The sequence below is a fragment of the Roseitalea sp. MMSF_3546 genome, assembly GCF_030732865.1.
Lineage (GTDB): Bacteria > Pseudomonadota > Alphaproteobacteria > Rhizobiales > Rhizobiaceae > Roseitalea.
This window is the reverse complement of record NZ_JASHKB010000017.1, coordinates 40,037-56,171: the sequence shown is the minus strand read 5'-3', so window position 1 is coordinate 56,171 and position 16,135 is coordinate 40,037. Positions and strand designations below refer to the sequence as shown.

The following is a 16,135-nucleotide window of genomic DNA, read 5'->3' as shown; positions in this document are numbered from 1 at the left end:
GGCTCTTCGCTGCCAATTGGCCGATGGCACTTACCTGCGCCAATCCCTCCTCCGCCGCCGCAACAAGTGCCCGCGTAGCCGCCGATCTGGCCCCTCGTGGTGGCGAGCACGCCGCCAAAGACTGCCAGCCCGATCGCGACCGTTGGCTAAATAGTGGCATTTGTGCAACATCGCCTGGCGAACCGGTCAAAGTGGGGTTCTCCGAGCCCACTTGGTTGTTGCGCGGCGTTGGCGCATCGGTCATGAACGGACGAGGAAACGGGCGGGTCTGCCTGTTTCTGTGTAGGGGATGGGACAAGAGGTCCTTCGGAACTAGTGTCCTTCGGAGCACCCAGACCCGCTTCAAACTCTGACTGGAGGTCAATCATGAAAATCAAGAGCCTTCTTCTCGGCTCGGCGGCGGCTCTGATCGCTGCACCGTCGGCGATGGCCGCCGACATCATCATCCCCGAGCCGGAAATGGTGGAATATGTCCGTGTCTGCGACGCGGCCGGCACCGGCTATTGGTATATTCCCGGCACGGAAGTCTGCCTGAAGTTCTCAGGCTATGTGCGCATGCAGATCGACGCGTCGGACCTCGATGTTGACATCGATCCTGCCGGCGTGGCGGCAGTTCAGGAAGGGTTCTCCTTCAATTCGATCTTGCCTGCAACGATCGAAGACGGTCTGCAGTCCCCGCCGGCAGCTCCCGGTTCGTCGGTTACGTTGACGAAGGCGGCCGGTGTTGGGCAGGCTGCGTTGATCTATTTCAACTACTATGACGCGTTCGATACATCGGGTCTGAACTTCACTGTTCCTGATGATGCTGGCCCTGTCGATAATCCCAGTGCACTTGCCATCCTTCAGGCTCTGACGCCCGCGGCTCAGGCTTATTACACAGTAGGCGCCGGTGCTTCGGCCCTGACGCCGGCTGGTAACGATCAGGTTCCTGCCAATCAGGGTGACGTCTTTGGTCTGTTGGGCGAAGAATACAACGTCAACAATCCTGGCGGCTTGGCACAAGAGTTCACGGGTCTTCAGGCGGATGCGTATTATGCGCAGCTCGAAGCTGCCCTGAAGGCGACGCTGGTTCTCGATCCGACCTTCCTTCTGCCGATCGTTCCAACAGCCATCGACCTTTTGTCCGATGACGTGATCGCCAATCTGAAGGCCAATCTTGGCAATGCTGGTTACCAGCAGCTGCTGTGGACGCTTGGCGATATCGGTGTGTTCGATGGCCTGGTCGGGTTCGACAATGACGCTGCGTGGGCAAACGCAACCGGTGCCGCAGTTGGCACGGCTGCCGGCCTGCTCGGCTTCCAGCCGACGACCACCAATGACGGTTGGGACACCACCACCTCGGCCCGCCTTGTCGTCGAAACCTGGAACGATTCCGAGCTCGGCGCTCTGACCACCCGTATGCAGCTCGGCGGTACTGCCGGCGGCGATTTGGGTCTTCAGGAAGCCACGATCGGTCTCGGTGGCCTGCAGCTCGGTTATGATGATACGCTGTGGGATGGTGGCATCAACGGCGAGTTCGATCAGTCGGGCGGTGCGGATATCAACCACATCCGTTACACCTTCGATGCTGGCGCATCGTCGTTCGGACTGTCGATCGAAAACGAAGACAACAATGTCGACTACATGCCGAATATCGTCGGTAAGGCGATGGTCGAGCTCGGCGGCATCACCATGACCGGTTTCGCCTACTACGATGACTACGATGCTGGCGGCAGCAACGATGCGCTGGTTCAGAACAGCGTCATGCGTGCCGGTCCGGCCGGGACGTGGGTCAACGGTCAGGACGACGATGCCTGGGGTGCCAAGCTGATCGCTTCGGCTGGCTTTGGCGCCGCCACCTTCCAGGCCATGGGCATCTACAACTCGGGCAAGAGCTTCTACGACAACGACTATGAATGGTCGGCTGCCGCAAGCGTTGCCTTCGATGCGACCGAAGCGACCACCGTTACCGTCGGCGGTCAGTACCTGAACGGCTTCCTGGTCGGTAGCCAGACCTGGGGTGATGCAACCGGCTTCAACGATGACGGCTGGAAAGCAGGCATCACGGTGGACCACGAGCTGGTTCCGGGCTTCGACATCAAGGCCGACCTTCAGTACCAGAGCTACGACTACGGTATTGCCAAGGTCGATGGCTGGGCGGGCTTCCTGCGCTTTGAAGGTTCCTTCTAAGCCAGTCGCCTGATCCATTCGACATGCTGACCCGGCGGGCGACCGCCGGGTCTTTTCTTTGTCCGGGTTTTCGTTCGATGTGATTGGCCAGTGCTTGCGTGACTTGTCGGTCCATGCCAGATGATCGGAAAGGTGCTGGGCGCAGTGCACGTTGGAGATTGGAGATCTGCCTTGTTTGACAAGAAAGCAACAAAACCGATTGCCGCTATGGCTTTTGCAATAGCTGTGGCTTCGACTCCGATGGCGCTTGCCACGGACGCCGATTGGGACATCAAGGACCAGCTTCAGCTGCCCGAGGCGGAACAGGGCGATACGGTCATCGCGGAAACAGACCCGGAGGCCGTTGAGGCATGCGAGCGCGCCGGGACCGGTTTCAAGAAGATCGGGTCGACCGAGACCTGCATCCGCATCAGCGGTTATGTGCGCTTCCAGGTCGGCTTCGGTTCGATCGATGATTGACCGGTGACGCTGGGCGGCAACGACCTTTTACCCGGCATTCAAGGTTTAGAGAGCGGACGGGATGACGTGTCCGCCGGCGCCACGCAGACAAGGGCCAACTGTTCGTTTCGACGTCCGACGACGTGGCTCCTCGGCATGCATTGTTCCAGTTGGACACGCCGCCCGGTGATGCGCAACAGATCCTAATGTGCTCGGTTGATGCAATCGCGGTAGGTTCTACGCTCGACCTGCCTGTATAAAGCGTTGATGTCGACATCACCGGCCGCCGGCCAGCCATAGGGTCCCGAACCCGGGTGCTTCTGGACCGCCGCCAAGGCCGCCTGGCGGGCTTCGCGGATGCATCTGGCCTCCAAGGTCGTGCTGCGCTGGCCGGCATGGCTGACCGACACAGGTGAAATGATATTGCCTTGTCCCGCGCCGGTGCAGCCGGCCATTGCGAGCATCACGCTGGCCGGTAGGGTGAGCAAGAAAAGTCGTGACATCGATTCATCCTCAAACTCATATTCGCCGCTGCTCCGCACGGTCGCAACGACAACCATAGCCTATACGATACCTGCGCTCAGCTCACAGTTCCGTTTGATTGCTCTGGCGGCACCTGAGCCAGCTCGAAGCGGACTGAATTGTTGCGGCTCAGCCAGTGTGTGGCGGTGGGACCAAGCAATCGCAAATCGTGATCGGTGTCCGCCATCGCGCGTTCGGCGTTCGTATCCAAATCGGAACGGGCTCCGATGCCATGACACCAAAGCCTGCTGCGCTGGAGCCGATTTCCGGCGCGAATGGGACCTGATTCGTCAGAAATCTGGTTGGTCAATGAGGCCTCAGCGTTTGTCTACCTGACACAATTCATCTAGTGTTCCGAGGGGGTAAAAGAGCAAGCCGCAAGTTACCAGGGCCTGGCCAAATCCGCATCAGCGAGGCTGGCTCTAGCGGCGTGCGTGGCGAGGGAATTGGCAGATGGACGCGACGGTATCGGGATCGGGCTATGGCATTGCTGTGGTTGGCATTGGGTGCCGCTTCCCCGGCGGGGCGGAAAGCCCTGGGTCGTTCTGGCGTTTCCTCAACGAGAAAGGAAGAGGGATCCGTGAGATCCCCGAGGATCGGTGGAGCCTTACGGCTGCCTTCGATCCTGATCCATCGGCGATTGGCAAATCGACCTCCAAATGGGGCGGCTTTCTCGACGATGTTCGCAGTTTCGACCCGGGGTTCTTTGACATCTCCCCACGAGAAGCGGCCTCAATGGACCCGCAACAAAGGTTGCTGCTTCAGGCCACCTATGAGGCGCTTCAGGACGCCGGAACCACTATCGCCGAAGCGCAGAACGCGCGCACTGGCGTTTTTGTCGGCATCTCGACCAGCGATTATGGGCTCAATCTTAGGATGCGTCGCTCGTCCGACGAGATCTGGGCAGGCACAGGCTCTGCTTATTCGATTGCGGCCAACCGGGTCTCCCATCGCTTCGATTTCACCGGACCCTCGGTCGCCGTCGACACCGCGTGCTCATCGTCGCTGGTTTCGGTCGATCTTGCCTGCCGCAGCATTCTTGACGGTGCCTGCGACGCCGCGGTGGCTGCCGGTGTCAACATAATGCTGAGCCCGGATACGTTCGTGGTGTTCAGCAAGGCCAACATGCTGTCCTTGACCGGAGAGATATCGTCATTCGACGCGCGCGCTAACGGCTTCGTGCGCGGCGAGGGCGTCGGCGCGGTGCTGCTTAAGCCGCTGGACAAAGCGCTCGCGGACGGCGATCGCATCTATGCGATCGTGCGCGCGACCAACGTCAACCAGGATGGTCGAACAAGCACGCTCACCGCGCCCAATTTTGAGTCTCAGATGCAGATGCTCAAGGGCCTGTGCCGGCGCGCCTCCGTTGATCCGGTGGACGTCGGCTTCATTGAAGCACACGGGACCGGCACACCCATCGGCGATCCGATCGAGGCTAAGGCCATAGGGCGGGTGTTTGGCACCGGCCGTCCCGGCGGCCCGGCTCTCGTCGGAACAGTCAAGCCCAATGTCGGCCATCTGGAATCGGGCGCGGGCATTTGCGGATTTATTAAAGCAGCGCTTACGGTTTACCATGGTACGGTTCCACCCAATCGCAACTTTGACACGCCCAATCCTGCGATTCCAATGGACGCGCTCAACATCGCCGTGCCCGTGGCGACGACTGAGCTTCCATCGCACGACGGTGCGACGCGCTTTGCCGCCGTCAACGCATTCGGCTTTGGCGGCACCAACGCTTCGGCATTGCTGGAAAACTGGTCTGGCGGCGATCGTGGCAATGCCCGCGCCCGTCTGACCCCCGGAGCAGTGCTCGCCCGCCACGACTTTGGCCCGATCCTCGTACCCCTTTCGGCGAGCAGCGAGCCGCAACTGCGCCAGGTCGCCGCGGATCTTTCGGCGGCCTTGGTCGATGACGGCAGCCTTGCGGCCGAGCCGATCGCTTCCCTGGCTTCAACTCTCGCGCTCCACCGCGACCAGTTCGCCGAGCGGGCCGTTGTCCTGGCCTCCGACCGACAGCACCTGCGCCGAAGCCTGGACATGATTGCTGCCGGCGAGGAGCAAGCAACCGAAGATCGATACGCGATCCCGCCCTTTGTGAGCGGTCGCGCGCGCGCATCTGGGAAACTGGCCGTCACCTTTGCCGGTCAGGGCGGCCAGTGGTGGGGTATGGCCCGGCGCCTTCTGACATGCGATCAGGTCTACCGGCAGAGTGTCGACGAATTCGATGCACTGTTCCGAAATGTAAGTGGCTGGTCCGTGGTCGATGCCATGCTCTCCAATGAGGCTTCGTCACGGATCGACGATGCAGATGTTACCCAGCCGGCGATCTTTGCCAACCAGATCGGTCTGATGGCGCTGTGGCGCAAATGGGGTATTGAGCCGGACCTGCTGATCGGTCACAGTTTCGGCGAGGTAGCCGCAGCTTATATTGCCGACGCGATCAGCCTTTCGACCGCCGCGCGTTTGATCCACGCCCGGGGCATGATCCGCGATGCCATCGGATCAGTGGGGGCAATGGCCGCAGTAGGCCTGAGCGTCGACGAACTCGCCGCCTTCCTGCCAGATGACGGCAGTGTCGTGGTTGCGGCCTATAACGGTCCGGCGCTGCAGACCGTGTCAGGTGAGATCGATGGCGTCGAGCGGCTGCTTGCTGCTGTCGAGGCGCAGTTCCCCAACGCCTTGGTCCGCCGTTTGAAGATGGATTTCGGTTGGCACGGGCCGCAGCTGGATTCCGGCGAGGTCTGGTTCCGCAAGACGCTTGGCGAGATCGAGTGGTCCACGCCGAATCTGCCCGTCGTTTCGACAGTTACCGGACGGCTTGAGACACGGTTTGACACGGACTACTGGTGGCGAAACTTACGCGAGCCCGTCGCGTTCGACCAGGCCATGCGCTTCGCTCTCGCTAGCGGCGCCGACACGTTCCTGGAGATGGGGCCGCACCGGACGCTCGCACCTCTGACGGCGGGAATCGTCAACGATGCCGGCATCAATGCGGCGATCGTACATTCTTTGCATCGCGAGCAGGACGACTACGATGCGCTTGCCGTTGCCAAGGCGATACTGCACACGCACGGAACCAGTCTCGACTGGCGCAAGATCAACTCCGGTCCAGGCCGCCGCGACCTGGCCTTGCCGCTATACCCATGGGCGCGCGAGGAATTGTGGAATTCGCCCGAAGAGGCCAGGCGCACGCTGTTCTCGGCGGAGGTCCATCCGCTTCTGGGTCGACGTGCCGGCCGAGCCGCGCCAGCCTGGACGAATGAGATCACGCTCAAGGCGTTCGGATACATCAACGACCACCGTGTCGAGGAATCGGCAGTCTTTCCTGCGGCCGGATACATCGAGATGATGGTTGCCGCAGCGCGCGACCATTTCGGCGCCGGACCAGTCGAGCTGCGCAACGTCCGCTTCCTTGACGCGCTGTCAATCGGCAATGACGATTGGGTGATGCTTGAGACAACGCTCGATATCGAACGTGGCATCGTGCGCATCTACAGCCGGACCCGCGATTACGAGGAAGATTGGCGCCTGCGCGCCGACGCCTATGTGCTGCGCCGGCCGCTCGAAGCCGAACGGGTCGATGCCGCCGCGATGGTTGAGCGTCGAGAGCCGTCCATTGGCAAGTCCGACTTCTATCGGCTGACCGCCCTGCATGGGCTTAATTATGGGGCTTTGTTCCAAGGAATCGACGCGGCCTGGTGCGACGGCGATCGATGCGTTGCCAAAGTTTCGGCGCCACACGGCGTCGATTTGAGTGCACAGCGCTATATTGCACATCCGGCCCTGTTGGACGCCTGCTTTCAGGCACCGATCCCGCTGATCGATATCGACGCGGGCGTCTGGGACCCATCCAGGAGCATACCCGAGACCGACGAGGAAGGCCATTTCCCATTGATGCTTCCGATCGGCATCGAACGCCTTGCCGTCGTTGACCAACTGCCCCACCAGATGTGGGTCGACTTCAGGACAGTTCCAGTGAACGGTTCGAGCACCGAGATGGGCGGTGTCTACCGGATAACCGGCCCCGACGGCCAGGTGCTGGTCACCATCGACAATTTCAGGATGAAGCAATTGGCTGCTCATCAGTCGTCGACAGCTGCCAGCGTGAAGCCGGTCTTTCACGTCGAGTCGCTTGACTTGCTCTCCGAGACTGCTGGCGCCGAACTCCATGACGGGAAAAGCGAAACCGCAGTCATCGATTGGCTGGTGCTCGATGACGGGTCAGGCCCCGGGGCGGCGCTTGCCGAGGCTCTGCGATCGTGCGGCGCAACCGCCATGACCGTTTCGGGCGCTCCGATCGCCGACAGCGGTCCTGACAGGCTTGCGGAGGCCTTTGCCGACTTCTTGGACGATGATTTGCGGCCCGCCGGCATTGTTGATCTCCGCTCGCTTGCGTTCGATGAACAGGTGTCAGCACACAACCTCGTCGAGGCAGCCGAGCGCAATGTGCTTAATTTGGCCGATGCCGGCCGGGCGCTAGACCAGTTGCGTGAGATCGGTAAGTCCCGACCCTATTGGATCATCACAAACGGCGCGAGGGTCGCTGCCGACAGCGACGCACTCACAGAGGCAGGCCTTTCGCAGTCAGGAGTGGTCGGGCTGGCGCGCACACTGTCTGCCGAGATTCCCGAGTTCAATATCCGCCTGGCCGACGTCGATCGGGCTGCGGTTTCCGCACCGGTGACACTCGCCCGCTTGCTCATCGCCAACGGCGAGGAGACCGAGATTGTCCTCCGCGGCGGTGACATCCATGTCTCGCGGGTGCAGCAGATGGAGACCGCCGACCTGCCGCCGAGGATGCGCCGGATCGATTTGTCGGCCTGCGACGACAATTTCGTCGTCACCATGACCAGACCCGGCTCGGTCGACAACATCGTGCTGCGGGAGGCCGAGACGCCGCAGCCGGGTCCCGACGAACTGCTGATTGAGGTGATGGCCGTCGGCCTCAACTTCCGCGATATCATGGTCGCCACCGGCATCCTGCCCGACGAGATCGAGGGCGACGGCGCCTGGTGGCGCAATATGGGCTTTGAGTATTCGGGCCGTGTCAAAGCCGTCGGCTCCGGCGTCACGAAGTACCGTCCCGGCGACCGCATCATGGGCATGGGCAAGGGATTTTTGCGCCGTTACGCCATCACAAAACAAGAAGCGGTTGTGGGCATCGCCAATGATGTTTCTTATGCGGACGCCGCTTCCTTTCCCGTCGGGTTCATGACAGCCTGCTATGCATTGGAGGAACTTGGGCGACTTAGCGAAGGCGAAACTGCGCTGATTCATACCGCGACCGGCGGTGTCGGCCTTGCCGCCATCCAGGTGGCGCGCAACATCGGGGCGAACGTGTTCGCGACGGCCGGAACGCCCGAAAAGCGTCAATACCTCAATGAGATGGGCATAGCATTTGTCGGTGATTCCCGCAGCGTCGATTTCGCCGACGGTGTCCGCAAGGCAACAGGCGGACGCGGCGTCGATCTGGTACTGAACGCCCTTGCCGGATCGGCGATCGACAAGGGGCTGGAGTGCCTTGCGCCGTTCGGGCGGTTCATTGAAATTGGCAAGCGCGACCTGTTCGCCGACAAGCCTATCGGGCTGAAATCGCTTTACTATAACAACAGCTTTCATGTCGTTGACCTGTCGGTCTTCGAAGATGAAAGACCGGGCCTGATCACCCAATTGCTCGAAACCGTATCCGAGCGCCTGGGCGACGGCAGCTATCAGCCGCTGCCGCAAGCTGTCTTTCCGGTGTCCGACGTGGTTGAAGCGTTTCGCCACATGGCCAAGGCTCAGCATATCGGCAAGGTGGTCATCACGTTTGACGACGCCCACGTGGACGTGCAAACCGATATGCGCAAGCCCGCCCCACTGGACGCCGAGGCAGGCTACCTGATCACCGGCGGCCTGTCCGGTTTCGGGCTGGCGGTCGCCGAATGGATGGCCGCCAACGGCGCCGGCCGGATCGTGCTCGCCGGCCGCAAGGGCGCGGTCCGAAGCAAGGACGCCGCCCGCGTCGAGGCGATGCGCGCCCAAGGCGCCGAAATCGTCCCGCTGGCGCTCGACGCCACCGATGCGCGCGCCGTCGATGCGGCGATCGGCGATCTGGTTGCGCACGACAAGCCGCTGCGCGGCATCGTCCATGGCGCCATGGTGCTTCAGGACGGCTTTATCGGCCAGCTCACCGACGATCAGTTCACCGCCGTTCTGCGGCCCAAGATCAAGGGCGCCTGGAACATGCACCGTGCGCTGGAGGCAAGGGGCGCCGGGCTCGATTTCTTCGTGTGCTTCTCCTCGCTTGCGCAGATGATCGGCTCGCAGGGCCAGTCCAACTATGTCGCCGCAAATGCGTTCCTGGATGCATTCGCCAGCTACCGTCGCGCCGGGGGCCGGGCGGCACAGACGATCGACTGGGGTGCGCTGGGCGAATCAGGCTTTGTGGCGCGCAGCGACGCGATGGCCAGCTATCTCGACAGCGTCGGGATGAAGCCGATCGGCGACGATATCGCCTGCGAGGCCCTTGGTCAGTTCATAATGAGCGCTTTGCCGACGGCCGCTTTTGCCAAGGTCGACTGGCAGAGCATCACCCGGGGCAGCCCCGGCGCGAATGCACCGCGCATGCGCGGTCTGCTGGCCGGCGCCGGACGCGGCGGCACGAAGATTCGCACCCAGCTCGCCGCAACGGACAAGAGCCAGTGGCCCGCGCTCCTTTCGGAGTTCATCCAGGGCGAGATCGCGCGCGTGCTCAAGGTCGAGGCCGCCTCGGTGCCGCTCGACCGTGCCCTTGCCGAGGTCGGGCTCGATTCCCTGTCATCGTTCGAGCTCAAGAACCGTGTCGAGGCCGAACTGGACATCGCGATACCCGTCGGCAAGTTCCTGCAGGCTCCGACCGTGGGCGGACTGTCCGACGTCATTGTCAGGGCGATCGAAGCCGACACGGCGCGCACTGAGCAGGCCGGCCTCTCCGCGAGCCCGCAATCGAAGGGTGACGGCGCAGCGCCCGATGCCTTCCCGGTCATGCCGCGCCAGCTCGCGGCCATTGCCGTCGACAAGGGGCTGATGTCGTCCGAAATGGCGCGCCACGCCCAGTGGTTCCGGGCGACGCTGACCATGGATCAAGGCGTGGCCATGTCCGCTGTCGGCGCGGCGCTCGAGGCGCTGGCGCGCGAACAGCCGGCCCTGCGCCTTCGGCTCGGCCAAGGTTCGGAGGCGACGTTCGAACTCTCGCAGGAGCCGCCGGCCCTTGTTCCGTTGGGCGAGCCTGGCCCGGACGAAACGCTTTCGGGGCAAAGCGGCGCGCTGTGGCGGTTCGGTTGGCGCTCACGCGATGACGGCGCCGAAGTCCACATTGCCTGTCACACGGCGGCCGGCGATCGCTGGTCCGTTCAATTTGTGTCGCAGCGGCTGAAGGAACTGGCCGAAGGGCAGACCGAGCAGCCCCCGGCCGACTATTGTGCCATTGCTTCCGACTGTGTGGTCGACGACAATGAAGCGAGCCTGCGCGACCAGGCCTTCTGGCAGGAAGTCCTGCATGATCTGCCCCAGCCGATCGTCTTCACCAGTCGTTCGCGGGCGACGGCCCCGGTCGGCATGGGGTGGAATGCGGGCTCCATTGTGACGCTGAGCACTCGGATCGCAAGTTGGACATCGGCCGATGATCCGATCGTATCCGAAGGCCGACTGCTTTCAGCGATGGCGGGCGCGTTGGAATGCCGCTTTGGCGAGCATCGGATGATCGTAGAGCGTACCGATCTGGTGCGTCGCGAGCCGGATCGACAGGACGTCGTTGGGCCCTTTGCCGATGCGCTGCCAATACTTGTCGAGCGCCATGCAGGTCACGAGTGGGACAGCGATGCGATCAGCCGCCGCCTGCGCACCTGCCTGCATCACCGGCGTTTCGACGCGGCTGCCTGTGCCGCGTTGTTGGCCGACCGGTTCGACAAGGCCGGTCTCAATCCCGCGCAGATCGGCTTTGCGTTCATCGATCATGCCACCGTCGCCGACCTCGACCCGGACATGCTTGATGCGATTTTTGACGATGCGGCCACACGCGCGGTCAATGAAATCCGCCTGACGGCGGTCGAGCGCGATGGCGCGCTTGAGCTTCTGTGGGCCTTTGACGCCGATGTGGTCGACGAGGAAACCGCAAGCGGGCTGCTGGAGACAATTGCTGAAACGCTGGGCGAGGCAATAGCCATCAAACGCTTCGACCCCAAGGAGAGGGCCGTGGGCCGGCACCAATCCGGCATTCGCGCTGCGTCGTCAAAGGCTAGGCGGCCCACAGTGCCAAAGTCAAATGGGCGGCAGGAATCGCTGCCCGTGACGGCGCAGCAATTGGCATGCCTCAACATCGGGCCAGACAACAGGAATGGTAATTCGCTCAACGCCTATTGGGTCAGCATGCGGGCGCTCCGCATTCGGCCGGGGCTCGATGTCGACCGGTTGCGCCGCGCCGTCGCCCAAGTCGTCGGGCGGCATCAGTCGCTCCGCATGCGCTTTGTCAGGCTGGAGGGTGATTGGCGCGTTACCATACCGGCCGATGCGCCCGATGCATTTGCCGTGCGCGATCTTGGAGCGGTTTCGGCCAGTGCCCTGGAAGAACAATTAAGCGAGCTTGGCCGAACGGACGTTGATTTCGAGAGCGGTCCCTTATTCCGGGTTACGTTGCTGCGCTGCGGGTCCGATGGTGATGTGTTCCACTTATGGAGCCATCATGTTGTCCACGATGCCTATTGCCTTGCAATTGTGATGAACGAGCTTTTTGCGGCCTACATGGGCATGCCGATCGGCCCCAAACCCGAAATGACCTTCGAACGCTATCTGCGGGAGGTCGAGCGAGTTGGTGACGTCGGTGCAACACAGGCAGCCCAAGCGCACTATAGCGCAACGCTGCTGCCGCCATTGACGCCGCCACGTATCGGTTGGGCGGCATCCGGAGATCAATTCGATTCCGAACGCCTGAATTTCGGCAGAAGCGGCAATTTGGACATTGAGACGTCCGATCGGGCGGACCGCGAACTCGACGAGCGACTGCGGAGAGCCGGTGTGACAGAGACGGCACTTCAGATCGCCGCATTTGCCTCGGTAATCTGCCGGCGTGGCGGCGCCGATGGCATTTACGTCAATTGCGAGATGGCAGGACGAACCACCCCGGCGCTAGAGAGCTATGTGGGTTATGTGGCCAACATGACCATGCTGAGATGCGATTTTAGCGCATATCATGATCTTGAGGCAGTCGCCCGTGACATAGGTAAACAGCTAAGGGCAGCCGCAGCGATGGGAGCGCCGGGCAATTTCACCCGTCAGCGCGCACTTGCCGAGCAGCTCAGGGCCGATGGCGCCTATCTGCCGCAATTCGAGGTCAGCCAGACGTTTCCGAAATCCGTGATGGCCCGCTCGCCGCTCGCGCCTGTCATGTTCGCCGCGCCGGGTGCCCGCGCGTCCTTTGGCGGCCTGATGGTCGAGCCGCTGCACCATCCCACGCTCGTCGATGTTACCCGTTACGAATACCAGTGGCGCAGCCTTCACACTGGCAAGAGCCGCATGTTTCGATCAATGTGGGATCCGTCGGCCTATGGAGTCGGAGAGGCCCTGCAATTTGCGGTGGAAAGCCTGCAGGAAATGGGGGTGGAGCCGCCGGAGCTGAAGGTCGGCGCAACCTATGAGCCCCAGGAATCGGAAAAGAGTCTTACGCATGGCACGGCAACGATGATGGAGCACCACGAGTGACGGCCGTCTTCGGGTGTCGAGCCCCAACGACCACCTCGGATCGAGGTGCATGCCCCGGGCCACTGTCGGCGCGCAATGGCGGCGGCTTGGTTTCAGCAATCGCCCGGGGCGGATTGACACAGCGACGAGGCCAGCGTCTGGGTTGATTGAATGACCGCGGAACATCCCAATGCGGCGGCCGGGCGAAACCGAACGTGGCGCCCGCGCATCGACCCTGTCGCGCTTGAAGGCGTCGCGGCGGCATTGCTGCGATCGCGCTGGATCGTTCTGGCGCTGTCGACCGTGCTGGTGCTGGTCATTGCCGCCGGCGCGCTCAATCTGCGCTTCAATCCCGACAGCAGGCTGTTCTTCGGAACCGAAAATCCAGAGCGCATCGCGCTGCAAGAGTTCGAGGACACCTACGCAGCATCGGCCAATGTCCTCTTCGTCATCGCTGCCCGAAACGGTGATATATACACGCCTGCAGCGCTCATGGCTTTGGCGCAAATGACCGAACAGGCCTGGCAGATACCCAACACCTTGCGGGTCGATTCGCCGGCCAACTTCAACAATGTCCGCGCCCGAGGCGATGAGATCCTCCTCGACCCGCTGGTGCCGACTGGAAAAACGATAACCATTGAGCGTGCTCAGGAGATCCGCCGAACCGCATTGGGGCAGGAGGAGTTGCTCAATCGCCTGGTCTCGCCCAATGGCGATGTAGTCGGCATCAACGTCAACGTGATCAAGCCCGATGATGGCGGCGAAAAGGTCGTCGAGATTGCGGCCCATGCCCGGTCCATGGCTGCCCAATGGCGTCAGGATCACCCGCAATTCGAGATCCGGCTGACGGGCAGCGTCCTTGCCGATGTCTCGTTCGCCGAGGCCGGTCAGGCCGATATGGCCACGCTCATGCCTGTGATGGGCGTATTGACCCTTCTTGCGCTTCTGATCGGGTTCTCCTCGTTCTGGGCCACTGTGTCGACGGTTGCGGTCTTGGCGGCGACCTCGGCGGCCGCGATGGGGTTCGCCGGCTGGGCGGGCATGCTGCTCAACAGCGCGACGGCCGGCGCGCCGGTCAGCATCATCGTGCTGACACTTGCCTCATGCGTCCATCTTTTGACCACCTGGCTGCGTCTTGCGCGCCGGACCGGCGATGATCGCCGCAGCCTGATCAGGGCCTGGGCCCAGAACGCCGTGCCGATCGGGGTGACCTGCGTGACCACGGCGATCGGTTTCCTGTGCCTTAACTTCAGCCCGTCGCCGCCAATGCGTGATTTAGGAAACGTAGTTGCATTCGGCGTGGTGGTCGGCATGATGCTGTGCCTGACCGCACTTCCATGCCTTGTCAGCTTCGTGCCGCCCCGAATGACCGAGCGGTTCTCGCTCGTCCCGGCGATGCAGCGGCTGGGCGAATTTGTCATCGCCCGGCGCCGGGCGCTGATCGTGCTGTTTGCCATGCTGCTGCCGCTGGCGGCCGTCGGCATCTCGCGGATTGCGCTTGATGACGATTACATCCGATACTTCGGCATGCGGTTCGAGTTCCGCCAGTCGGCCGAATTTACCGAGGACCGGCTGACCGGCCTCAATGTTATCGAATACTCCGTTCCCGCCGGTACCGAGGGGGGTGTCTTTGATCCTGACTATTTGCGCAACGTGGACGCGTTTGCCCAATGGCTGGCCGAACAGGACGATGTCGTGTCGGTGGATTCTTTGGCCGAAGTCCTCAAGCGCATCAATCGTACTGTCAACGGCGATGACCCCGCCTACTTCCGCATTGCCGACACACGCGAACTCAACGCCGAAAACCTGTTCGTCTACGAGCTTGGCCTGCCTGTCGGGCACGACCTGACCACTCTCATATCCATTGATCGGTCACATTCGCGTGTCACGGCAGTGCTAAGTGATGTCACGAGTGCGCGTGTACGCGAACTGGGCCATCAAGGCGAGCAATGGCTAATCGAAAACGCCCCCGACCAGTTCACCCAAGCGACCGGCATGTCCATGGTATTTGCGTATCTGTCCGAACGCAATATCCGCAGCATGGTCGGTGGGACCGTCTTTGCGCTGGTGCTGATTTCGATGATCATGCTGTTGGTGCTCCGAGACATCCGTGTCGGGCTTTTAAGCCTGCTTCCAAATCTGGTGCCGGCGGTGCTCGCGTTCGGCGTCTGGGGCTTTTGGGTGGGGCAAGTCAATCTTGCGTCTTCGGTGGTCACCACTATGACATTGGGAATCGTTGTCGATGACAGCGTGCATTTTCTGATAAAGTACTTGCGGGCGCGCCGTCAGGATCGCCTGTCGCCGGCCGATGCCGTGCGGCAGACCTTCACGACCGTCGCCCCGGCGCTCGTTCTAACGTCACTTGCCCTGATCATGGGATTTGGTGTTCTGGCGACATCGGGTTTTGCCGTCAATCAGCATGTCGGCATGCTGTGTGCGATCACGATCGCCGCGGCTCTTGCGGCCGACTTGCTGTTGTTGCCGCCGGTGCTCATCCTAGCCGAAAGGAGGCCTATCGATGATCAATAGAGCATTTCTGGCCGTCTTCTTCGTCCTGGTCATCGCGGCGACGGCCTTCGCGCAGTCGGCCGAACAACACGGTTACGAACTTGCGCGGCGCGCCGATGCGATGACCACCGGGTATGGCAGCTTGACTGCGAGCGGGGAGATGGTTCTCAGGGGCGGGGGCACTGCAACACGCCGGTTCGACTTCAAAAGCCTGGAAGTCGGTGGCGGCAGTCGCAGCCTGCTGCGGTTCGAATGGCCCGGTGACATTCGCGGCACGGCGCTCCTGACCCATACCAAGGACGGTGCACGCGATAGCCAGTGGGTCTTCCTTGCCGCGAACCGGCGCGTCAAGCGCATCAGCTCATCGGGTCGCTCAGGGGCGTTCGTAGGCAGCGAATTTGCCTATGAAGATATGGTTGACCAAGAACTGGACAGCTTCACCTACAAACTTGTTGGCACCGAGGTTTGCTGCAACATCGTCGAGCGCTACCCTCGGTTTTCGTCTGGATACACAAAGCACGTTGTCTGGTTTGACCGCAACACGAACCTGCCGCAGCGCATCGACTATTACGATCGTCGCAACGCATGGGTCAAAACCATGGATATTTCCGGGTATCGCAACTACGGCCCGGCATGGCGGCCACGCACGATGCACATGCGCAATTTGCTGACTGACAAATCAACGACGCTAACGTGGAGCAATTACCGCTTTGGCGCCGCGTTGCGATCAGGTGACTTCACCACCCGGGCGCTCGAACTGACGCGCTGACGCCGCTGCGATGTGCGGGCACGCGCACCTGCA

The 16,135-nt window shown here is 62.0% G+C and carries 7 protein-coding genes and 1 pseudogene; 6 read left to right on the top strand and 2 right to left on the bottom strand.

Going from position 1 to position 16,135, the window contains the following annotated elements; translation table 11 throughout:
* Window positions 1-366: 366 nt before the first annotated feature.
* From RBB34_RS13765 to RBB34_RS13755, 3 genes and pseudogenes are all read left to right on the top strand, one after another.
* A pseudogene (locus RBB34_RS13765) lies at window positions 367-582 on the top strand (porin); the annotation flags it as partial.
* A complete protein-coding gene (locus RBB34_RS13760) occupies window positions 556-2,169 on the top strand; it encodes a porin (protein ID WP_346432541.1) in 1,614 nt (537 codons plus the stop codon). The pseudogene RBB34_RS13765 and the gene RBB34_RS13760, both read left to right, overlap by 27 nt.
* Window positions 2,170-2,340: 171 nt before the next feature.
* Window positions 2,341-2,628 (top strand): porin, encoded by a 288-nt coding sequence (locus RBB34_RS13755; RefSeq protein WP_306119803.1) that lies wholly within the window; start codon window positions 2,341-2,343, stop codon window positions 2,626-2,628.
* A 182-nt stretch (window positions 2,629-2,810) separates the two neighbouring features.
* On the opposite strand, the gene RBB34_RS13750 is transcribed toward RBB34_RS13755, so the two are convergent.
* Both RBB34_RS13750 and RBB34_RS13745 read right to left on the bottom strand, forming a co-directional pair.
* Window positions 2,811-3,110 carry a hypothetical protein gene (locus RBB34_RS13750; RefSeq protein ID WP_306119802.1) on the bottom strand — a complete coding sequence of 100 codons (300 nt, stop codon included), beginning with the start codon at window positions 3,108-3,110 and terminating at the stop codon, window positions 2,811-2,813.
* A 77-nt stretch (window positions 3,111-3,187) separates the two neighbouring features.
* Window positions 3,188-3,439, bottom strand: a complete 252-nt coding sequence (locus tag RBB34_RS13745) for a hypothetical protein (RefSeq protein ID WP_306119801.1) — start codon at window positions 3,437-3,439, stop codon at window positions 3,188-3,190.
* Window positions 3,440-3,582: 143 nt separating this feature from the next.
* Here RBB34_RS13745 and RBB34_RS13740 point away from each other — a divergent pair, with 143 nt between their 5' ends.
* The 3 genes from RBB34_RS13740 (at window position 3,583) to RBB34_RS13730 (ending at window position 16,102) form a co-directional block, all read left to right on the top strand.
* On the top strand, window positions 3,583-12,846 hold the full coding sequence (locus tag RBB34_RS13740; RefSeq protein ID WP_306119800.1) for an SDR family NAD(P)-dependent oxidoreductase: 9,264 nt from the start codon (window positions 3,583-3,585) through the stop codon (window positions 12,844-12,846).
* Window positions 12,847-12,996: 150 nt separating this feature from the next.
* A complete protein-coding gene (locus RBB34_RS13735; RefSeq protein ID WP_306119799.1) occupies window positions 12,997-15,354 on the top strand; it encodes an MMPL family transporter in 2,358 nt (785 codons plus the stop codon).
* Complete coding sequence (locus RBB34_RS13730; RefSeq protein WP_306119798.1) at window positions 15,344-16,102, top strand: outer membrane lipoprotein-sorting protein; 759 nt, start codon at window positions 15,344-15,346, stop codon at window positions 16,100-16,102. Before RBB34_RS13735 ends, RBB34_RS13730 begins: the two co-directional genes overlap by 11 nt.
* Window positions 16,103-16,135: the final 33 nt, after the last annotated feature.

What these genes read in the sequence shown, in the direction of transcription:
- RBB34_RS13760 (WP_346432541.1), top strand. Translation starts at nt 556, where the DNA reads ATGCAGATCGACGCGTCGGACCTCGATGTTGACATCGATCCTGCCGGC.
- RBB34_RS13750 (WP_306119802.1), bottom strand. Translation starts at nt 3,110, where the DNA reads ATGTCACGACTTTTCTTGCTCACCCTACCGGCCAGCGTGATGCTCGCA.
- RBB34_RS13740 (WP_306119800.1), top strand. Translation starts at nt 3,583, where the DNA reads ATGGACGCGACGGTATCGGGATCGGGCTATGGCATTGCTGTGGTTGGC.
- RBB34_RS13735 (WP_306119799.1), top strand. Translation starts at nt 12,997, where the DNA reads ATGACCGCGGAACATCCCAATGCGGCGGCCGGGCGAAACCGAACGTGG.
- RBB34_RS13730 (WP_306119798.1), top strand. Translation starts at nt 15,344, where the DNA reads ATGATCAATAGAGCATTTCTGGCCGTCTTCTTCGTCCTGGTCATCGCG.